Genomic DNA, 21,762 nt, shown 5'->3' with positions numbered 1-21,762 from the left:
GGGAGCTTGGCATGCAACATGTAAAGGGTTATGATAAATTATCTGACTGGCATAAAAATTTATTTGATCGAATGTATAAAAAACATATCGCATCCTTACAAGGGCATGTAGCACGACTGTATTCGGAACAAAACATCGTAGAAATTAAGTCTGGTCTAGGCTATGTGAAAGTGTATTTTAGGCATGGCAAATGCTCGACATACTCCATGAAGAATCAAAAAGGCTTTTCCTAATATAGTGGTTATAAAAGGGCTGGGATGCAATGGCGCATTCCAGCCCTTTAAAAATGAAAAAACTTCACCACGGACTGTTGCCGGGTGAAGCTCTTTAGGGAAAGAAAGTATGGTTAGAGCAGCCTTTATTCCTTGGGGAGAGGCTGCTTTAACAGTAAATAAATATAACTTATAATACGCCGAGATCAATCATTTCAACGACATCATCAATGGAAAAATTCTTTCCATTGACATCATTAGCTGTTTGATTGTATTTCATAACTGGCTTCCTGTTAGAGGTTTGCCTGCACTCATCTGGTACTTCGATGACGGATAAATAATAGCGTTTATTATCTAATTCAAAAAATGAATTGTTTTGATCAATAATTTCCTTCATAATCTCCGCTTCATGTTGTTTTAATTGCTTCATTTACAAGTGCACCCTCCTCAAATATTTTAGCACATGTTTTATACATACCTGTTTAACTATAAGATACGGAAAGCATCTGGTACTTTTGGGGGTGTTTGTAAAAAAACTTTTTTTATAAAAAAATTAGGACTTTGGATAGAGGTAAACAAAAAAACGCCTCCCTGATGATGAAATCCAGAGAGGATATGTGTGTCGCTAAAGGCGGTAACTTATTTCACTTTTGAAACGTTTCAAAACAATGTTACTATCGATACGAATAATTCCTGGTAAGGTATACAGTTCATCTGCCATAAAAGCCTCTAATGCATGCAAATCGGTGACAAGTACATGCATGTGTAATGTTCCTGGACCAGTCATTTGAAAAATATTCACTACCTCTTCTTTTTCGGTGAGTGTGTGTGCCACATCATGTAGCTTGTTTGGTTCAACCTCTAATTCAAAAAAGGCTGATATTTGCAAACCAAGCATGGCTGGATTTACAGATGCAGTGAAGTTTTCTATGATGTTCTTATCTAACATATTTTGAATACGATCTTTAATAGCTACTCGTGAAAGCCCGACCTCCTCCGCAAGTTCAACATAGGATATTCTGCCGTCTCGTACTAATAAATCAACGATCTTCTTATCCATTGCATCGAATTTCATATGTTTTATCTCCCATCATCTATCTACCCAGATTATACTACAGATAAATGGTATGAAAAAGTCGACTGCTTTAAAATTTAGAAATTTTAGTGATTTTGTGATATATGTCCTGTTTTTGAAATAATATAGTGCATTTGACTCTGAAACCAGACTGATTCATGATAGTTGATGATATGTCTAAATATCTTCATTATAGAAGTGGGATAGTCTTCTCGGTAGATGCATTTGAAATGAAAATATGCAACAATGGTTATGGTAAAGGACTGATCACATGCATAAAGACTTATTTATGGCCTTTTTTAGGGCTGGTATGCTTGGCTATGGTGGTGGATTATCGGCCATCCCACTCATGCATAAAGAAGTAGTGAAAACGTATAAATGGATGGATGACGATGAGTTTTCCGATATTCTAGCGCTGGCAAATACGCTGCCTGGACCAATTAACACGAAGCTTTCCGGTTATATTGGCTGGCGTTTAAAAGGTTTTTGGGGCATGGTAAATTGTGTTTGTGCAACGGTATTGCCAACTGCTTTTTTGATGATTATGCTACTGACCGTATTGAATGCATATAAAGATAAACCGTGGGTGGAGGGAATGTCGAAAGGTGTCTTGCCAATTGCTGCGGTGATGCTTGGAATATTAGCATGGGATTTTGTCAAAAAATCAAAGCTGTTGATGGGGTGGCCAGCTACTATGATCTTAACCATTATAAGCTTGCTCGTTATCCAATTTCTAAACCTTCATCCTGCCTTGGTTATTGTTGTACTTATTGCTTATTCTTTATTATCCAAAGGTGCGAAGGATGATCGGAAAAAAGCAGGTGGTTCCGGATGATGAAATATTGGGATATTTTTTATTCGAATTTTATTGCGAACTTGCTTGGTTATGGCGGAGGTCCTGCGACCATTCCACTGTTAGAGCACGAAGTAGTGGATCGTCTTGGCTGGTTTTCAACACGGGAATTCTCTGAGATGGTTGCACTTGGGAATGGCTTACCAGGTCCAATCGCTACTAAATTGGCTGCTCATATTGGCTATGTACAGGGGGGCATACCGGGTTCCATCATAGGCCTATTTGCCTCAGTAGCCCCTTCGCTTGTGATGCTCTTGGCATTATTAGGTATTTTAATGCGCTATAAGGATTCACCAAAAGTTAAAATGCTGACGCGGGTTGTGCGCCCAACGATTGCTGTATTGCTTGGGATTATGACCTATGATTTTATTTCTGATTCTTATACTGGGGTAGGGTGGATTCATACGGTGATATTGTTGGTGGCAGGATATATACTTTTGGAGAAAAAAGGTGTTAGTCCTGCTTATGTTGTACTTGGTGCTTTGATTTATGGTGCTGTACTACTTGGATAATGGAAATGAAAACCACAGTGAAGTAGGGATGCAAGTAGTGATTCCACATTTTATTATCAAAATGAAAAACACCGATTTGTATCGCGTTCATTGGGAACATCAAATCGGTGTTTGTTGTTGGCATAGCCTAGTTTCGTTTAAATTTACTTCCTTGTTTTTTTCTTCTTAAAGCATCCATCAACTCAGCAGAGTGAGTCGCTTGTTTTTTTGTATCTTCTGCATCTATTCCGGTTATTTGGTAGTCTCCATCTACCTCTGATAGCTTCAATATTGTGCCAACTGCGGCACCTGTTGGTAGATTTTTTACAGGGAAATGCAGCTCTTTTCCTGTATCCTCTATTAAAATAACTGCCAGTTCTTTATCAGCAAATCGATCAATAATTCCCTTCAATTCATTTCCCTCCTATACAGGCTTTCCCTTCTTGTTTGATTTCATTTAATCGTTTTTCACCTATGCCATCTACTTGTAATAAATCATCTATGGAATGATAAGGCCTTTCCTTGATGATATCCTGTGCTCTAGCTTTACCAATATGGACGATTTGTTGTAATGCTTCCGCAGTCGCTTGATTTAAATCAATGCAGTCTTGATTACCGTTTACTTCTTTTGATGGGTCTTGGTCTTTTTCAGTTTCCAGCGTATAATTTTTTCCATCTGTCGTAACAATGATGTTACCTGATTCATCTGTTCCATAGACAGGTATGTCTGCTTTTTGCAGTCTTGATAACACCTCTTGATGTGGGTGACCGTATGTATTATCTGCTCCAGCACTGTAAATGGCTACCTCTGGCTTAACTGCCTGCAAAAATGCAGTGCTTGTGGAGGTGTCTGAACCATGGTGTCCAAGCTGTAAAATGGTTGCGTGGAGATTATGCTTTCGATCAATCATTTCCTGCTCATCTGCTTTACCAGCATCTCCAGTAAATAGGAAGGATAACTCCCCATATGTAAATTTTACGGATAAGGATTCTTCATTTGCTTTTCCGGTAATTTTCTTTGGATGCACCACTTCTATTGCAAGCGGACCGATATCGAATTGATCACCTGCACGTGGTTCCTCGTATGTTGCATCACTATCAAGTACGGCCTCAATTGCTTTTTGGAATGTATTGGAGGCATTTTCATTCCCGGTCATCCACACCTCACCAACATCAAGACTTTGCATGATCTTTGCCATTTGCCCAATATGATCTGCATCTGGGTGACTAATAATGAGTAGATCAAGATTGGTTACCTGTTGTTGATGTAAATAATCGATAACATCTGTACGATTCCAATCTCCTGTGTCATACAGGATGTTTCTCATTTTTCCTTCATCTGCGAATTGTAATAAGGTCGCATCTGCCTGCCCAACATCCATGTAATGAATGGTTAGCTTGTCTTTGTCTGATAAATCTTCTTTTGCTGTCTGTTTGGAAGCTTGTGGACTGCACGCTGCTAGTAGTGCAAGCAGTAGCATCAACGACAGCAATATTCTCTTTTTCATCTGTCATCCCCCTGTTGTCATGTAACTCTATTTTAGAATAGCAGAGAAATCCCAAAATGTCTGTGCTTGAAAAAATCTATCCGTTGTGAAATGCGCTGTTTCATAATAAAATACGGTGATGGACATGTTTGTAGGAGGTTTGACATACACTTTATGGAATAAACCTTGAAAAATATAAGTGTAGCATATTGGGGTATATGAATAAAATGTCTGTTTGATGAAGCAGAATGTGCATGATTCACATGCGATGCGTATTTCTGCGTGATTGACGGGGGTAAACATGTTATGATATGGGTGAGATTAGCAGCTTGGAGAGGCCAGGGGGAAAAAGGATGAATTTTAATATTGGACCGCGAATGATGAAAACAGGCTTGGCTGTAGCTTTGTCAATCCTAATCACTGAAAGTCTAAATTATCAGCTTGGCATGGTTGCAGTTATTACTGCAGTTGTGGCAATGCAGCCATCCATTATGCGCTCGATTACTCATATAAAAGAAACGTTTTTATCGACATTAATTGGGATTGTTTTTGCGCTTGCTGGCGCATATACAATTGGCTTGCACCCAGCCTCTATTGGGATAACGGTCATATTGGCAATTGCTGTGAATATAAAACTTGGTTGGGTGAAGACGGTAAATATTACCATACTGACAATTGCCATCATCATGATGTCGGGAGATCAGACGATTGATTTAATGTATATGGTACACCGGTTATCATTGATTTTAATTGGTATTTCATCTGCATTTGTAATTAATGCATTGATTCTACCACCAAATCATCAAAAGATTTTATATGATATGGTAAAAAAAGCATCGGATAAAACGAATTTTTTATTGCGTGTTATTCCGAATAAAACGATGAAAGTAAAAGAATTAAAGAAGATTGAATCTGATTTATCGAAGAATATTAAAGACATCAATAATTATCTTGGGATTATAATTGATGAGAAGGATCGTATGTTTGTCCGTAATCGATTCCATTTCATGCGGGATATTGTAACCTTCCGACAAATGCTGCGGGTGATTGAAATGGAAGAGGATTTGATCGAAAATCTGGAGCTGAAGTTGGAGAAAATCGAGGAAATTTCCAAGAATCAGTCCTTTCTAGTGAAAAAGCTTGTTGCTAAGATTGTAGAATACCATGAAAATATTATGCTAACTTATGAGAAAAAAGTCATTGTTCAGAAGGAGTTGCAACGGGAAAGTCAAGCAGCAATGAATTTGACGATTAATGACCTGATTAATGAATTGCAACAATCAGAGATGGAAAAATGGATTGACATATTTCCTGTGGCGAGTAGTATTGTGAAGCTTATGGTGGAATTGGAGCAGCTGGATAAATATATTCGTCGTCAGGAAATGCAGTTCTAATGAATAGAAAAAGAAATGTGTATGCAGGGGGTAATGATTTGGAAGAGAGAAAACCAGTTATTATGGTCGATATGGATGATACGTTAAATGATTTTGCGAAGACCTATTGGAAAAATTATAATGAAATGTATGGAGAACAGGTAGATTTTCAGACGGTTAATAATTGGAATTTACAACAATTTGTTCGTCCAGATGTAGATGCCTACGGGTTGCTGCGTCATCCAGGTTTATTCCGTCATTTGCCGCTTCGGGATTATGCGGTAGAGTTTATGCAGCATATGTATGATCGATATGAGGTTTATATTGTTACGGATTCACCACCTGGAACCAGTCATTGCGATGCAGCAGGTGCAGCATATTCGAACCCCGCAGATGATAAACGAAAATGGTTGGCAGAGCATTTTCCCTTTTTACCACAGGATCGAGTGATTATTTGTGCCCATAAATGGATGATTGCAGGGGATGTGCTTGTTGATGATAAGCCAGCTACTTTTGAAAAATTCACCGAGCTCGGCAAGAAATGTATTTTAATGGATATGCCATACAATCAGCATATTGATACGAAATGGCGAGCACATAATTTACGTGAAGCAGAGCAAATGGTGGAAGCTATCCTACAGGAATCAGCTCCTGCAACCTCTGTTGTTCGCTAATAGCTTACCCTTCGTTATTCACATATAGAATAGCGAAGGGTTTTTTCAATTCATTTGTGGAAAATGGATTTTTGCGTTAGCGTAAAATAAATCCCAGGAAACAGGAGATCACATTGACATACCTGGCTTATTAGCCGACTTCAGACAGCGAAGGGCTGCACGTAACGCAATAACGGGATGGATTTCTATCAAACGATACAACATGAGGTAATTTTAAAAAACTTGATACATTCGATAGTTGCAGGTCCATATGTACTTCGCTATAATCGAACTAAAAAATAGAAGGTTGCATTGGAGGAATAAGATGGATGCGATTTTAGGAATTATCATTGTTTTATTACTTATTTATTTTATCCTACCTTCTCCATATGGGATTCTCGCATTGTTGCTCATTGCGGCATCTGCAATTGGTGGTTGGATGCTCTATCGAAAACGTAAACAAACGCAATCGGAATCAATTCACGAAGAGAAGGAAAAAGCAAGGCCCGATCAACCCAACAAACAAACTGAACCGGTACATGAACAAATCAAACAACATGAATCATAAAGTGATTGAATAGCTCCCCATCCTCACATCTTGTGGATGGGGATATTATTTTTTCACAGATTAACTGGCTGTTGACCCCCCCACATCAAGGGTTTTTGTTGATCACAAGAATAGTAAGTGGTGGATCAACAGCCAGTAAATGCCTGATTGGTTCAACTAACAATCCGTGGGGGAAGGGCGAACCCCCACGGATTGAAGTTTCACTTTATTCATTCCTCAAAATAAATGTATGAAAATGCATATGTATGAATAAGAAAGAATCATGTATCTATCACCTCGTATGGAACAGTTCACATTCCCACCTATTTTAACTTCCCTATATTAGTCTTGGAGTTGACTGGAAAGGTATCTTTTTTTATTTCCTTTAAAAATATTAAAAATACCTCTTGCATTAAAATACATTTTGTTGCATAATTAATCAATATTAAATAATAGTAATCAACAACAAGGACGAATTAGGGAGTGGATAATATGGCAAAGGAAAAGATTGTATTGGCATATTCGGGGGGACTGGATACGTCAGTTGCGGTAAAATGGTTGCAGGATAAATATAATTACGATGTCATTGCAGTGGCATTGGATGTTGGAGAAGGTAAGGATTTAGAATTTATTAAAACGAAAGCACTTGATGTAGGAGCAATCAAATCTTATGTCATCGATGCAAAAGAGTTATATGCAACAGATTATGTGTTACCAGCATTGCAGGCAAATTTACTATATGAAGGAGTTTATCCGTTAATTTCTGCTTTATCACGCCCGCTCATTGCGAGGGTTTTAGTTGATATCGCAGCAAAAGAAGGGGCAGTTGCAGTTGCACATGGCTGCACAGGGAAAGGTAATGATCAGGTTCGCTTCGATGTTGCGTTTACAGCCTTAAATCCAGAGTTAAAAATTGTTGCCCCAGTAAGAGAATGGGCTATGACGCGGGATGAAGAGATTGAGTACGCGAAGAAGCATGGCATTCCAGTACCAGTTGATGTCGATAATCCATATAGTATTGACCAAAATCTATGGGGAAGAAGCTGTGAATGTGGAGTACTGGAAAATCCTTGGGTGGAAGCGCCAAAAGGAGCATATGATTTAACTACGGACCCTGTAGAAGCTCCAGATGAACCAGAAGTAATTGAAATTGAATTTATTCAGGGGAAGCCTGTTGCCATGAATGGAGAAGCATTCGAATTAAATGAACTTATTTTAGAGTTGAATGATATTGCTGGTAAGCACGGCGTTGGTCGTGTCGATCATGTAGAAAATCGCTTAGTAGGAATTAAATCCCGTGAAATTTACGAAGCTCCTGCTGCCTTGACCTTGATTGCCGCGCATCAAAGCTTAGAATCTCTTACTTTAACACGTGAAGTGGCACAGTTTAAACCGATTATCGAACAAAAATTGGCACAGGCAGTCTATGATGGGCTTTGGTATTCGCCATTAACGAAAGCACTGCAGGCATTTATTGAAGAAACGCAAGCACAGGTAAATGGAAAAGTGAAGGTCAAATTGTATAAGGGACATATCCAGGTGATTGGACGTCAATCCGATCAATCCCTATATGATTTAGATTTGGCAACCTATGATGCAGGAGATGCATTTGATCATGATGCAGCACTTGGATTTATCAAGCTGTGGGGACTACCTACGAAAGTGCATGCTGCAGTAAATAAACAAAAACAGGATGGTAAAACAATTGATGCGATAACGGTTGATGTGAAAGAAGCGGTAAAACTATGAAACTATGGGGTGGAAGATTTACGAAGCCAACAAATGAATTAGTAGAAACCTATACAGCTTCCATTTCCTTCGATCAAAAAATGGTAAAGCAAGATATACAAGGTAGTTTGGCGCATGTTGACATGCTAAAGCATTGTGGCATCCTGTCAGCTAAAGATGCAGATCAAATTGCTGCTGGCTTGGAAAAGGTTGCCGAAGCAATTCAATCCGGTGAGGCCGCATTATCTGAAACAGATGAAGATATCCATATGAATGTAGAGAAGCTGCTGATTGATGAGGTTGGTGCTGTCGGCGGAAAGCTCCACACCGGGAGAAGCAGGAATGATCAGGTTGCCTTGGATATGCGGCTCTATCTACGAGAAGAATTATGTACATTGGTACAAGGGCTGCTCCAAGTTCAGCAGGCACTATTGACACAGGCCGAAGCAAATTTGGACACCGTATTGCCTGGCTATACTCACTTACAGCGTGCGCAGCCGGTTCTGTTCGCTCACCATATGATGGCATATGTATTTATGCTGCAACGTGACATAGAACGTTTAACAGATAGCTGGAAGCGGGTCAACCAATCCCCGCTTGGCGCTGGAGCTTTAGCGGGAACAACCTTTCCAATTGATCGCCAATTTGTAGCGGAACAGCTTCATTTCGATGGGATATGTGCAAATAGTTTAGATGCCGTAAGTGATCGTGACTTTGTCGTTGAATTTCTGTCAGCTGCTTCTCTAATTGCTGTGCATCTGTCCAGGCTTAGCGAGGAATTGATCATCTGGTCCAGTGCGGAATTTAATTTTATTGAATTGGACGATGCATTTTGCACAGGGAGCAGCATGATGCCACAAAAAAAGAACCCGGATGTAGCCGAGCTTGTTCGTGGAAAATCGGGACGGATATTCGGTCATTTGATTGGCATGCTAACAACATTAAAAGGGCTGCCATTAGCCTATAACAAGGATATGCAAGAGGATAAGGAAGGTATGTTTGATACAGTGGACACATTAAAGGGTGCATTGGCGTTGTTTGCACCAATGATGGAAACGATGACGGTGAAAAAAGATCAGATGTATCAAGCAGTTCGACATGATTTTTCCAACGCAACAGATCTAGCCGATTATTTAGTTGGAAAGGGACTGACCTTTAGGGAATCTCATGCCGTGTCCGGTAAAATAGTCCAGTCCTGTATCCAACGTGGAATCTATATTTTGGATACGACCTTAGAGGAATTGCAGGAATTTTCACCTTGTATTGAAGCAGATGTATTTAAAGTTTTGACTCCGGAAGCAGTTGTAAATGCAAGAGATGTTGCAGGCGGCACAGCTAAAAAACGTGTAGAGGAACAGCTGGCTGGGGCAAAGCAATTATTTGATGAAACAGCTAGTTGGATAGACGAAAAGATTCAGCAAATAGGTTCTTAGAATTTATTTTTATTAAGAAATGACGAGATAAATAGATAAATAGTTTAACTTCATGTGAAATGGAAAGGTGTGCGAATAAGATGGGAGCAAAGGTTACAAAGATGGGCTTAGAGGATGGATTATCTGGAAAGGATTTTCTAACATTGGAGGATTGCAGTCAGGATGATTTGAATCAGCTGCTTGAGCTAGCCGCAATCCTAAAGAATCAACAAAAGCTCGGTAAACAAGTTCAGCCATTGCAAGGAAAAACGTTGGGAATGATTTTTGAAAAAGCTTCGACAAGAACCCGGGTATCATTTGAAACAGGAATGTTCCAGCTAGGTGGGCATGCGTTATTTTTGAGCCCGTCTGATATGCAATTGGGCAGAGGAGAGACAATCGCGGATACAGCAAAAGTATTATCCGGTTACTTAGATGGCATTATGATCCGAACATATTCCCAGGCTATGATTGAAGAGATGGCTGCACACGCCACCATTCCGATCATCAATGGTTTGACTGATATGTATCACCCATGTCAGGTGCTTGCTGATTTATTAACCATTCAAGAGAAAAAAGGCGGATTGAAAGGAGTGAAGGTTGCCTATATCGGTGATGGAAATAACATGGCGCACTCCTTACTTTTAGGCGGGGCTAAAATGGGGATGCATATTCACATTGCATCGCCAAAAGGTTATGAACCAGACCCGAATATCGTTGAAAAAGCAAAGCATTTAGCTGAAATCACCGGTGCGCAGATAGAAGTCAGTCATCAAGCTGAATCTGCTGCTTCCCATGCAGATGTGCTTTATACGGATGTGTGGACGAGTATGGGGCAGGAGAAGGAACAAGCGGAACGTCTAGCTGAATTCTCACCATTTCAAGTGAATGAATCGTTATGCGCTTTAGCAAAAAAAGATATGGTTTTCATGCATTGTTTGCCAGCGCATCGTGAACAAGAAGTAACAGCAGGCGTACTAGATGGCAGCCATTCGATTGTATTTCAACAGGCGGAAAATCGACTCCATGCCCAGAAAGCATTGCTGGTAGGATTAATGGCATAATATAATCGGCAAATCACCGGGCGAACAATTCATATCGTCCGGTTTTTTTGCATTGGCTCAATTGCAGATTTTGAAATCTGAAATAAAAATTATTTTCCTATAAAAGCCCAGTGTGTTGTGTATCCAAACTAAATTTATTTGTATAAATGATTTGAATTATATAATAACTAGCTCTATAATGATTCGAAAGAAAGGGGCCATGCTGGATGAAAAAGGATTTGCGAATCAAAAGTCATGTGTTTGAAGGAACAATGAAAGCACCGAATCGTGCCATGTTACGGGCTGTTGGAGTAGAAGATGAGGACTTCAAAAAACCGATGATTGGCATTGCAAGTACGTGGAGTGAAGTAACTCCTTGTAACGTTCATATATATGATTTGGCGGTTAGTGCAAAAAATGGTGCCAAACAAGCTGGAGGCGTTCCGTTAATTTTTAATACAATTACTGTATCAGACGGGATTTCAATGGGAACCCAGGGGATGCGCTATTCCTTACCAAGTAGGGATGTGATTGCGGATTCCATCGAAACAGTTGTTGGGGCGGAAAATTTGGACGGGCTTGTAACCATTGGTGGCTGTGATAAAAATATTCCAGGTTGTATGATAGCAATTGCCAATGCAGAAGTGCCATCCGTATTTGTGTATGGTGGCACTATTGCACCAGGTACACACCGTGGAAAGGATATCGATATCGTTTCTGTCTTTGAAGGTGTAGGCCAGCATAATAATGGCAAGATTGATGATGGTGAGTTACAGGCAATTGAATGTAAAGCATGCCCTGGCGCAGGTTCATGTGGAGGCATGTATACGGCGAATACGATGGCTTCTGCTGTCGAAGCCATGGGAATGAGTCTGCCCGGGAGTGCATCGAATCCTGCTGAATCAGGTCTAAAAGCGAAGGATTGTGAAGCAGCAGGAGAAGCTGTCTATCATTTATTGGAAAAGGGTATTTACCCGAAGGATATTATGACGAAGGAAGCATTTGAAAATGCGATTACCGTTGTGATGGCTTTGGGAGGTTCCACGAATGCCATTTTACATTTACTTTCGATTGCGCATGCTATTGATGTGGATTTATCCATTGACGATTTCAATCGAATTCAAGCGAAAGTACCACATTTGGCAGATTTGAAGCCAAGTGGAAAATATGTCATGCAGGATTTACATCGTGTAGGTGGTGTGCCTGCTGTTATGAAAATGCTTTATGAAGCTGGATATTTGCATGGTGACTGCTTAACAGTAACAGGTAAAACAATAGCTGAAAATCTGCAGGATGCCCCCTCTCTTGCAGAAGGTCAGGACGTTATTATGCCATTTGACCAGCCAAAGCGTACCGATGGACCATTGATTGTACTGAAGGGGAATCTAGCACCACGTGGAGCGGTTGCGAAGGTTTCAGGTGTGAAGGTGAATCAGCATACCGGCCCTGCACGTGTATTTGACACGGAGGCAGAGGCAACAGAAGCTGTGATGAATAACGAAATAAATGCTGGTGATGTACTCGTCATTCGCTATGTTGGTCCAAAGGGCGGTCCAGGTATGCCAGAAATGCTATCTATTTCCGCTATTCTTGTTGGAAAAGGACTTGGCGAAAAGGTTGCTTTATTGACAGATGGACGCTTTTCGGGTGGAACCCATGGGCTAGTGGTTGGTCATATTGCACCCGAAGCACAGGTTGGTGGACCAATTGCTTTACTGGAAGAAGGCGATTTGGTAACCATTGATTCAGACGAAAAACGCATTTCGGTCGCAATAACAGATGAGGAGCTGGCATTACGAAAGAAACAATGGACTGCGCCACCGTTATATACAAAAGGTGTGCTTGGCAAATATGCGCATAATGTGTCATGTTCCTCCAAAGGAGCCGTCACAGATTTCTTTCATCGCACACTGGAGGAAAGTGAATATTAAGTCGTACCGTACCAAAAGCTTCAGCCGAACTGGCTGAAGCTTTTTTATTTAGGCGAACAAGTATACATGGTTAAAGTGACACCCTTTGAAGCAACAACCAAACTTTTTAATGGCCATGCATAATCCAAAATGGGGGCCCATCACGGATCAAAAACAATCCCAATTATCTTATAAAAATGGCCTTTAAACCTTGTTGAATCAAAGGAAACACACTTGAATCACGATGTAATAGAAATGTAATAAACTTTTTTGTGTTTTGATGAAGTTGACAAGGACAACGTTGTAAACGCATTCATTTTATTTGATTAATCAAAAGTGTCAAAAAACTTTATTTTAGCTATTGACCTAATACGAAAAACGTTATATGATTAGTCGCAATATATCAGACAGTCAAAACTTTCACTTTCCAAAAAAACTTGGTATGTGAATGGGAATGTTATTTTACATTCCAATATTATAAAATGCGATGACGGGAAAAAAGGAGCATCACCATTGTACTCTCAGAGATCTGGGGTTGCTGGAAGCCCAGAAGTACAATTTGCTCCGACATCATCCCTGAGTGCTGGATTGAACAGCTTTTGCTAATTAGATCTAGCCAGGTGCTACCAAACCAGCACCTGTTATCAAAGAGGCTGTTTATCAGCTTCATGAGGCCGTATTCGTAAGAATGCTGTAAACCTGGGTGGTACCGTGAAAGGAAGACTCTTTTCTCCCCATACTAATCTGATTCATCATGGACAGATGTGTGGGGAAAGAAGGGTCTTTTTTCGTTAAGAATGAAAGATGAACAATGACTAAAAGGAGGCGTGTTTGAATTGCGTGTGGAGGCAAAGCAAGAAGTAGAAGGGACAAACAAAGTAATGACGGGTGCTGATCTGCTCATTGAATCATTGGTGGCAGAAGGAGTCGATACCATTTTTGGCTATCCTGGAGGTGCAGTACTCCCAATTTATGATGCGATATATCGCAGTGAAGCACCATTTGAACATGTCCTATTCCGTCACGAACAAGGATCCATCCATGCGGCGGAAGGTTATGCTCGGGTGACAGGGAAACCAGGGGTAGTGCTGGCTACATCGGGTCCAGGTGCAACCAATTTAATAACAGGCATTGCTGATGCGATGATGGACTCCCTTCCATTGGTTGTATTTACGGGCCAGGTAGCAAGAGGAGTAATCGGAACAGATGCATTTCAGGAGTCCGATATTCTGGGAATTACAACTCCGATTACGAAATACAATTACCAAGTGAAACAGATTGATGATTTACCACGAATTATAAGTGAAGCTTTTCATATTGCAACAACAGGAAGACCAGGGCCGGTAGTAGTTGATATTCCTAAGGATATTTCAGCAGATTTAACAACCGGAGATTTCGATAATCATTTTGATTTACCAGGCTACCAACCGACAGAGAAGCCGAATCCACTGCAAATTGTGAAGCTGGCTGAAGCACTGGGAAGGGCAAAGCGTCCCGTTATCTTAGCTGGGGCTGGCGTACTATTTGCTGACGCAGCCGAAGAGCTCAAAGAATTTGCAGAGCGCTATGATTTACCTGTTGCAACAACTTTACTAGGTCTAGGCAGTTATCCAGGAACAGGCTCACAAGCATTAGGCATGGCTGGTATGCATGGCACATATGCGGCAAACATGGCCATCTATGAAAGTGATTTACTCATTAATATCGGCGCAAGATTTGATGATCGACTTACTGGTAACTTAGAGCATTTCGCAATTCATGCGAAGGTCGCGCATATTGATATCGATCCGGCTGAAATTGGTAAAAACATCAAAACAGATATACCAGTGGTTGCAGATGCAAAGGAAGCATTACTTGCATTGCTCTCAGCAGATATCACACAGCCGGATATCACAGCATGGAATGAAAAGATTGCCAGCAATCAGCAGGCGTTTCCATTATGGTATGAACGTTCGGATCAGCTGTTATCACCTCAATGGCTACTGGAACAAATTTATAAAGAAACAAGTGGTAAGGCAATTGTTACGACAGATGTAGGTCAGCATCAAATGTGGGCCGCCCAATTCTATGCATTCGACAAGCCGAATCGTTGGGTAACATCGGGCGGACTTGGAACAATGGGATTTGGATTTCCAGCAGCTGTAGGAGCACAGCTTGCTTGTCCAGATGATACAGTAGTTGCTGTCGTAGGTGATGGTGGCTTTCAAATGACGTTCCAGGAGCTCGCTGTCGTTCGGGAAAGAAATTTATCGGTAAAGGTTCTCATTGTAAACAATGAAGCCCTTGGGATGGTAAAGCAATGGCAAGGCAGCTTTTATGAAGGACGTTATTCGGAATCCTTGTTTGGATTCAATCCGGATTTCGTCAAGCTGGCAGATAGCTTTGGTGTACGCGGTATGCAGATTACGAAAGAAGCAGATTTACCAGCTGCATTAGCAGAGGCCTTTGCTTATGATGGACCAGTTGTCATCGATTGCCGTGTCGTTAAACAAACAGCTGTTTATCCAATGATTGCCCCTGGCAAAGGAATACATGAAATGATAGGGGTGACGAAATGAAGCGTATCATAACAGCAACCGTACAAAACCGCGGTGGTGTGTTAAATCGAATTACTGGTATGCTGCATAAGCGCCAATTCAATATTGATAGTATTTCTGTTGGCAGCTCGGAAATAGAGGGTATTTCAAAAATGACCTTCGTAGTGGAAGTGAGTGATCGGCAAAAGCTGGAGCAACTCACCAAGCAGCTGAATAAACAAATTGATGTGATCAAAGTTTCCGACATCACAGAAAAAGCAATCGTTGCTAGAGAGCTCGCATTAATCAAGGTAGGCAGTTCAAGTCAATCCCGGTCAGAAATACAAGGGATTATCCAGCCATTTCGCGCTTCAATCATTGATGTAAGCCGCGATAGCTTAGCCATTCAAGTAACAGGTAAGCCAGATAAGGTGGATGCATTGATTACATTGCTCCGACCATATGGCATTAAGGAATTAACCCGTACAGGTGTGACTGCATTTTTACGCGGACAACAACCACAAGTATCGGAAATGAATGCATTTACCGTCTAAATTATCGGAATAGTACGTAAACCACAAACAATTATTTAGGAGGATTTTAATATGACAAAGGTACTTTATGAACAAGATATTCAAACAGGAGTTTTACAGGATAAGAAAATTGCAATCATTGGTTATGGATCCCAGGGCCATGCACATGCGCAAAACTTAAGAGATAGCGGCTATGACGTGGTAGTTGGTTTACGCCCAGGTAAATCTCAGGAGAAGGCAGAAAATGATGGTTTTTCCGTTGTCTCAGTAGCAGAGGCTGTGAAGCAGGCAGATGTTGTCATGGTATTGCTTCCAGATGAATTACAGACTGCCGTTTATAAGGAAAGCATTCAGCCGAATTTAGAGGCTGGCAATGCATTGGCATTTGCTCACGGTTTTAATGTTCACTTTACTCAAATTGTACCGCCAGAAGATGTAGATGTATTTTTGGTAGCACCGAAGGGTCCTGGACATTTGGTACGAAGAACTTTTGAAGAAGGAGCAGGTGTACCAGCGTTATATGGGGTGTATCAGGACGTGACTGGTAATGCGAAGCAAATTGCCTTGGCATATTCACAAGGAGTTGGGGCAGCACGGGCTGGTGTATTAGAAACTACCTTCCAGGAAGAAACAGAAACGGATTTATTTGGAGAGCAGGCAGTGCTTTGCGGTGGTGTAACAAGCTTGATCAAAGCAGGCTTTGAAACTTTAACAGAAGCTGGCTATCAGCCAGAAGTTGCTTATTTTGAATGCTTACATGAAATGAAATTGATTGTAGATTTGCTGTATGAAGGTGGACTAGAAAACATGCGTTACTCCATTTCTGATACAGCGCAGTGGGGGGATTTCGTTTCTGGACCAAAAGTGGTAAATGCGGAAACAAAAGCACGTATGAAAGAGATTTTGGAAGATGTTCAATCCGGTGAATTTGCGAAGGGCTGGATCTTAGAAAACCAAGCAAACCGTCCGAAGTTCAATGCGATTAATGCGAAAGAAAATGCGCATCCAATTGAAAAAGTAGGAAAGGAGCTCCGTGCGTTAATGCCTTTTGTCAATCAGCCATTACAAAACAAACAAGACAAACAAAAGGATGTGAAGGTGCATGTCACGAATTAATATTTTCGATACGACATTGAGAGATGGTGAGCAGTCACCAGGTGTTAATCTAAATCAGTTGGAAAAATTAGAGATTGCCAGACAGCTGGAACGATTTGGAGTTACAAGGATGGAAGCGGGCTTTCCTGCTTCCTCCAAAGGTGACTTTTTAGCAGTAAAGGCAATTGCCGATACGATTAAAGATACATCTGTAACAGGATTAGCACGAACGGTGAAATCAGATGTGGATGCGGCTTGGGATGCACTTAAGGGTGCTGCAGAGCCTTCCCTTCATCTCTTTCTTGCCACCTCTCCGATTCATATGACGCATAAGCTGAAAAAAACACCGGAGCAGGTGATTGAAACAGCAGTTGAAATGGTATCCTATGCCAGAAGAAAATTCCCTATTGTGCAATGGTCAGCAGAGGATGCCTCCAGATCAGATTGGAGCTTTCTGGCTCAAATAATCGAAAAGGTTATTGATGCGGGTGCGACAGTAATTAATTTGCCGGATACCGTCGGCTATACAACACCAGCAGAATATGGTGCTTTGTTCCGATATGTGAAGGAAAATGTTCCGAATATTGATGGGATTAGTCTTTCCTGCCATTGCCATAATGATCTGGGCATGGCGGTTGCGAATTCTATTGCAGCAGTGGAAAATGGAGCCACACAAGTTGAGGGAACAATTAATGGAATTGGCGAACGTGCAGGGAATGCAGCATTGGAAGAAGTAGCTGTTGCATTGAAAATTCGTTCCGATGTTTATCCATATTATACCGACCTGAAATTAAATGAAATAAAACGAACGAGTGACCTTGTTGCTAAGCTGACAGGGATGTATGTGCAAGCGAATAAAGCAGTTATTGGTCGTAATGCATTTGCACATGAGTCAGGTATCCATCAAGATGGCGTTCTGAAGCATGCAGAAACCTATGAAATTATCACACCAGAGATGGTTGGGGTTCAATCCAATACATTGTTCATGGGGAAGCATTCTGGACGGCATGCATTTAAGGATAAAGTAGAAGCAATGGGCTATCAGCTAACAGATGAAAAGCTAAAAGCAGCCTTTGAAGCATTTAAGAAGCTGACAGATTATAAAAAAGAAGTAACGGATGATGATTTGTTTACGATTTTGACAGAAATCCAGACAGAGCACGCTTCTATCGGAAAATATAAGCTGAATATGTTTCAGGTTCAATATGGATCAGCAAACATACCAACCGCAACCGTATCTTTAACAACACCAGATGGGCGCGAGGTGGAAACCGCTTGTACCGGGCAGGGTAGTGTAGAAGCATTGTATAACACATTGGATGCACTTGTGTCGGAAAACTTGAAGCTCGTAGACTATCAAATTAATTCGGTTGGTGGCGGAAAGGATGCGTTAGCAGAATCGCATGTACAAATAGAAGTAGATGGCGAAACCGTGAATGGACGTGGCAGTGCGCAGGATGTGCTGGAAGCGTCGGCAAATGCATTCTTAAATGCGGTTAATCGTTATATTGTCCAGCAGGGCACGCAACGTACAGCAGATGGCATGAAGTAATCAAAGTTGCAGGAAGAAATGACGGCAGCAGTTAAAATGAAGCGGGGATTAGAAAAGTTTTTCTAAATCATGAGGAGGGCCAAATGATGAATAAGCAAATTATAACGCTTCCGGGTGACGGTGTAGGCAAGGAAATTATGGAGTCGGCAAAGGTTGTCCTGAACACAATTGCAAGTGAGTTTGGCCATCAGTTTACGTTCCACCAGCATGCCATTGGTGGAGATGCCATTGACCAATTTGGGACACCTTTACCAGAAGACACGGTAAAAGCTTGTACACATGCAGATGCCGTGTTACTAGGAGCAGTTGGTGGACCAAAATGGGATATTCAGCCAGCACATCTTCGTCCCGAGCGCGGCTTGCTAGGGATTCGGAAATCAATGGGCTTGTATGCTAATTTGCGTCCGGTAAAGGCAATGAAACCATTGTTGCATGCCTCCCCATTAAAGCAAGAGCTGGTTGAAAACAGTGATATTTTAATCGTCCGGGAATTGACGGGTGGTTTATATTTCGGTCAGCCAAGTGAACGACGTAATAATGGGAAAGCAGTCGTTGATACATTGGCATATGAACGGGTGGAAATGGAACGAATCATTGATACCGCTTTTCAAAGTGCCCAGCAACGAAGGAAGCATCTTACATCAGTGGATAAAGCAAATGTTTTGGAATCCAGTCGGATGTGGCGTGAAGTGGTGGAAGAGAAACGAAAAGATTATCCTGACGTCACTGTTGAACATCTATTGGTCGATGCAGCAGCGATGAAGTTAATTACAGACCCAAATCGATTTGATGTCATGGTTACCGAGAATTTATTTGGCGATATTTTGAGTGATGAGGCATCTGTATTAACTGGTTCACTTGGAATGCTTCCATCTGCTAGTGTCAGAGCGGATGGAGTGGGATTGTATGAGCCTGTTCATGGATCGGCTCCAGATATTGCTGGTACAGGTGTTGCCAATCCATTGGGAATGATATTATCAGCTGCCATGATGCTACGTCATTCCTTCCAAATGGGGAATGAAGCATTCGAAATAGAGGAAGCTGTACAGACTGCATTGGAGCAAGGCTTCCATACACCGGATCTGAATATTGCAGGTGGAACACTGGTAGGCACGGAAGAATTAACTGAAATTATTATTGAAAATCTAACGACAAAGAGTGTGTCAAATAGTATTTGCAGTATGTACGCATAAGTAGTGGAGGTGCTAGAAGCGTGGGAAAACCGGAAACACTTTTTTCAAAGGTATGGAAGAAGCATGTCGTTCATGGCGAAGAAGGAAAACCGAATCTATTATATATTGACCTGCATTTGGTTCATGAGGTCACGTCACCACAAGCATTTGAAGGACTGCGGATGAATAATCGGAAGGTGCGCCGACCAGATCGGACCTTTGCGACGGTCGACCACAATGTGCCAACGCGCAATCGTGATGTTATTAAGGATAAAATTGCGAAAAAACAAATGGAAACGTTGAAGGCCAATTGCGCAGAAAATGATATTCCTTTGGCGGATATGCACCATCCCGATCAAGGTATTGTTCATGTGATTGGGCCAGAGCTTGGGCTAACCCAACCTGGAAAAACCATTGTTTGTGGAGATAGCCATACGTCTACACATGGCGCATTTGGAGCACTGGCTTTTGGAATTGGAACGAGCGAAGTAGAGCATGTGCTGGCAACCCAAACACTTTGGCAGGATTGTCCAAAAACAATGAATGTGAAAGTAGAAGGTGAACTAGGTGCAGGTGTTACGGCAAAGGATTTAATCCTTGCGATTATTGGGAAATTTGGCGTTCGATTTGGAACCGGCTATGTTCTGGAATATACAGGAGAAGCCATTCGTAAGCTTTCCATGGAAGAACGGATGACTGTTTGCAATATGTCAATAGAAGCTGGTGCGCGGGCTGGAATGATTAGCCCGGACGAAACAACGATTTCCTATTTAAAGGGAAGAAGACATGTGCCCGTGGGTGCTGATTTTGATGAATTAGCACAGGAGTGGCTCGCATTAGCGACAGATGAAGGTGCTGTATTTGATGCGACAGTTACCATTGATGCAGCAACCGTTGAACCGCAAGTAACATGGGGTACAAACCCAAGCATGTGTGTACCAGTGAATAGTACAACTCCTGCACTAGCGGACACTTCCTATCCAGAGGACGTACAACGTGCACTGGATTATATGGGACTAGAGGAAAGTCAAGCAATCACCTCTATTGAAATTGATCATGTTTTCATTGGCTCTTGTACGAATTCCCGCTTGGGTGATCTACGAAAAGCAGCAGCTATTGTAAGAGGAAAACAAGTAAATCCAGGTGTGAGAGCCATTGTCGTTCCTGGTTCCTTCCTTGTCAAAATGAAAGCGGAAGAGGAAGGCTTGGATCAAATATTTACACAAGCAGGCTTCGAATGGCGTGACGCTGGTTGCAGCATGTGTTTGGCAATGAATGATGACGTCGTGCCTGCGGGTGGTAGATGTGCATCCACGTCTAATCGTAACTTTGAGGGTCGACAAGGAAACGGTGCTCGCACCCATCTTGTTAGTCCGGAAATGGCCGCGGCCGCAGCAATTGCTGGTCATTTTGTTGATGTTCGAACCTATGCTGGAAATGTATTGCAGGAGGGCTGATCATGGAAGCAATTAACAAACATGAGGGAAAAGTTTATCCACTAAATAGAACCAATGTCGACACCGACCAGATTATCCCGAAGCAATTTTTAAAACGAATTGAACGAAGTGGATTTGGGCAATTTTTGTTTTTTCATTGGCGCTTTGATGATGAGGGTATGAAGCGCGCTGATTTTAGCTTAAATCAGCCGGAATATGACGGAGCATCCATTTTATTAGCTGGAGAGAATTTCGGCTGTGGATCTTCCAGGGAACATGCACCTTGGGCATTGTTGGATTATGGCTTTCGCGTAATTATTGCTCCCAGCTTTGCTGATATTTTCTATAATAATGCATTGAAAAATGGTATATTGCCAATTGCTCTGGAGGAAGAACAGGTTCAGCAATGGATGGAGCAAGCAGAGCAAAAACATTTCACATTGGCAGTACATTTAGAAAACCAAGAGATTACAGCACCAGATGGCTCTGTAGTATCCTTTGATATACCGGCACATCAAAAGGATAAATTATTGCATGGCTTGGATGATATTGCATTAACGTTAACGTATCAAGATCAAATCGAAGCATATGAACGTCGGATGCAAGGGTAGATTATTTAAGAACCATACTAGCCTTTGTTTTACAATACCGATATGAAAGTGGTGCCGGATCGT

21 protein-coding genes are annotated in these 21,762 nt (G+C 41.5%); 17 read left to right on the top strand and 4 right to left on the bottom strand.

What is annotated here, in order from left to right; genetic code table 11:
- The first annotated feature begins 11 nt into the window (after window positions 1-11).
- On the top strand, window positions 12-233 hold the full coding sequence (locus DX933_RS09450) for a hypothetical protein (RefSeq protein ID WP_145962270.1): 222 nt from the start codon (window positions 12-14) through the stop codon (window positions 231-233).
- Between the two features lie 169 nt (window positions 234-402).
- On the opposite strand, the gene DX933_RS09445 is transcribed toward DX933_RS09450, so the two are convergent.
- On the bottom strand, window positions 403-642 hold the full coding sequence (locus DX933_RS09445) for a hypothetical protein (protein ID WP_123316188.1): 240 nt from the start codon (window positions 640-642) through the stop codon (window positions 403-405).
- Between the two features lie 195 nt (window positions 643-837).
- Window positions 838-1,287, bottom strand: coding sequence for an Lrp/AsnC family transcriptional regulator (locus tag DX933_RS09440; RefSeq protein WP_123316187.1), 450 nt, complete (start codon window positions 1,285-1,287; stop codon window positions 838-840).
- 271 nt (window positions 1,288-1,558) lie between these two features.
- Between DX933_RS09440 and DX933_RS09435 the strand changes: the two genes are divergently transcribed.
- Together DX933_RS09435 and DX933_RS09430 are read left to right on the top strand one after the other, a co-directional pair.
- Window positions 1,559-2,122 carry a chromate transporter gene (locus DX933_RS09435; protein ID WP_123316186.1) on the top strand — a complete coding sequence of 188 codons (564 nt, stop codon included), beginning with the start codon at window positions 1,559-1,561 and terminating at the stop codon, window positions 2,120-2,122.
- On the top strand, window positions 2,122-2,652 hold the full coding sequence (locus DX933_RS09430) for a chromate transporter (RefSeq protein WP_123316322.1): 531 nt from the start codon (window positions 2,122-2,124) through the stop codon (window positions 2,650-2,652). The genes DX933_RS09435 and DX933_RS09430 overlap by 1 nt, the downstream gene beginning before the upstream one ends.
- 127 nt (window positions 2,653-2,779) lie before the next feature.
- Here DX933_RS09430 and DX933_RS09425 read toward each other — a convergent pair whose 3' ends face one another.
- Together DX933_RS09425 and DX933_RS09420 are read right to left on the bottom strand one after the other, a co-directional pair.
- Window positions 2,780-3,043 carry a DUF3006 domain-containing protein gene (locus DX933_RS09425; protein WP_123316185.1) on the bottom strand — a complete coding sequence of 88 codons (264 nt, stop codon included), beginning with the start codon at window positions 3,041-3,043 and terminating at the stop codon, window positions 2,780-2,782.
- 1 nt (window position 3,044) lies between these two features.
- Window positions 3,045-4,139 carry an MBL fold metallo-hydrolase gene (locus tag DX933_RS09420; RefSeq protein WP_123316184.1) on the bottom strand — a complete coding sequence of 365 codons (1,095 nt, stop codon included), beginning with the start codon at window positions 4,137-4,139 and terminating at the stop codon, window positions 3,045-3,047.
- 332 nt (window positions 4,140-4,471) lie between these two features.
- Between DX933_RS09420 and DX933_RS09415 the strand changes: the two genes are divergently transcribed.
- The 14 genes from DX933_RS09415 (at window position 4,472) to leuD (ending at window position 21,699) form a co-directional block, all read left to right on the top strand.
- Complete coding sequence (locus DX933_RS09415; protein ID WP_123316183.1) at window positions 4,472-5,512, top strand: FUSC family protein; 1,041 nt, start codon at window positions 4,472-4,474, stop codon at window positions 5,510-5,512.
- Window positions 5,513-5,550: 38 nt separating this feature from the next.
- Complete coding sequence (locus tag DX933_RS09410) at window positions 5,551-6,165, top strand: 5' nucleotidase, NT5C type (RefSeq protein WP_190279474.1); 615 nt, start codon at window positions 5,551-5,553, stop codon at window positions 6,163-6,165.
- Between the two features lie 304 nt (window positions 6,166-6,469).
- Window positions 6,470-6,712: a hypothetical protein gene (locus DX933_RS09405; RefSeq protein ID WP_123316181.1), complete on the top strand. Its 243-nt coding sequence runs from the start codon at window positions 6,470-6,472 to the stop codon at window positions 6,710-6,712.
- A gap of 471 nt (window positions 6,713-7,183) precedes the next feature.
- Entirely contained in the window at window positions 7,184-8,440 is a 1,257-nt protein-coding gene (locus DX933_RS09400) for an argininosuccinate synthase (RefSeq protein ID WP_123316180.1), read from the top strand.
- Entirely contained in the window at window positions 8,437-9,852 is a 1,416-nt protein-coding gene (gene argH, locus DX933_RS09395; RefSeq protein WP_123316179.1) for an argininosuccinate lyase, read from the top strand. The genes DX933_RS09400 and argH overlap by 4 nt, the downstream gene beginning before the upstream one ends.
- Window positions 9,853-9,932: 80 nt before the next feature.
- Window positions 9,933-10,895 (top strand): ornithine carbamoyltransferase, encoded by a 963-nt coding sequence (gene argF, locus DX933_RS09390; RefSeq protein ID WP_123316178.1) that lies wholly within the window; start codon window positions 9,933-9,935, stop codon window positions 10,893-10,895.
- Between the two features lie 206 nt (window positions 10,896-11,101).
- A complete protein-coding gene (ilvD, locus tag DX933_RS09385) occupies window positions 11,102-12,805 on the top strand; it encodes a dihydroxy-acid dehydratase (RefSeq protein WP_123316177.1) in 1,704 nt (567 codons plus the stop codon).
- A gap of 815 nt (window positions 12,806-13,620) precedes the next feature.
- Complete coding sequence (gene ilvB, locus DX933_RS09380) at window positions 13,621-15,342, top strand: biosynthetic-type acetolactate synthase large subunit (protein ID WP_123316176.1); 1,722 nt, start codon at window positions 13,621-13,623, stop codon at window positions 15,340-15,342.
- Window positions 15,339-15,854, top strand: a complete 516-nt coding sequence (ilvN, locus tag DX933_RS09375; RefSeq protein ID WP_123316175.1) for an acetolactate synthase small subunit — start codon at window positions 15,339-15,341, stop codon at window positions 15,852-15,854. The genes ilvB and ilvN overlap by 4 nt, the downstream gene beginning before the upstream one ends.
- Before the next feature lie 51 nt (window positions 15,855-15,905).
- Entirely contained in the window at window positions 15,906-16,949 is a 1,044-nt protein-coding gene (gene ilvC, locus DX933_RS09370) for a ketol-acid reductoisomerase (protein ID WP_123316174.1), read from the top strand.
- Window positions 16,936-18,480 (top strand): 2-isopropylmalate synthase, encoded by a 1,545-nt coding sequence (locus tag DX933_RS09365; RefSeq protein WP_123316173.1) that lies wholly within the window; start codon window positions 16,936-16,938, stop codon window positions 18,478-18,480. The genes ilvC and DX933_RS09365 overlap by 14 nt, the downstream gene beginning before the upstream one ends.
- 86 nt (window positions 18,481-18,566) lie before the next feature.
- Window positions 18,567-19,673 carry a 3-isopropylmalate dehydrogenase gene (leuB, locus tag DX933_RS09360; protein ID WP_123316172.1) on the top strand — a complete coding sequence of 369 codons (1,107 nt, stop codon included), beginning with the start codon at window positions 18,567-18,569 and terminating at the stop codon, window positions 19,671-19,673.
- Window positions 19,674-19,693: 20 nt separating this feature from the next.
- On the top strand, window positions 19,694-21,109 hold the full coding sequence (leuC, locus tag DX933_RS09355) for a 3-isopropylmalate dehydratase large subunit (protein ID WP_123316171.1): 1,416 nt from the start codon (window positions 19,694-19,696) through the stop codon (window positions 21,107-21,109).
- A 2-nt stretch (window positions 21,110-21,111) separates the two neighbouring features.
- Window positions 21,112-21,699: a 3-isopropylmalate dehydratase small subunit gene (gene leuD, locus DX933_RS09350; RefSeq protein ID WP_123316170.1), complete on the top strand. Its 588-nt coding sequence runs from the start codon at window positions 21,112-21,114 to the stop codon at window positions 21,697-21,699.
- The last annotated feature ends 63 nt before the right edge of the window (window positions 21,700-21,762 follow it).

Origin of the sequence: Ornithinibacillus gellani (genome assembly GCF_003730295.1) — a bacterium.
GTDB classification, from domain to species: Bacteria; Bacillota; Bacilli; order Bacillales; family Amphibacillaceae; genus Ornithinibacillus_A; species Ornithinibacillus_A gellani.
This window is presented reverse-complemented; position numbering and strand designations above follow the sequence as displayed.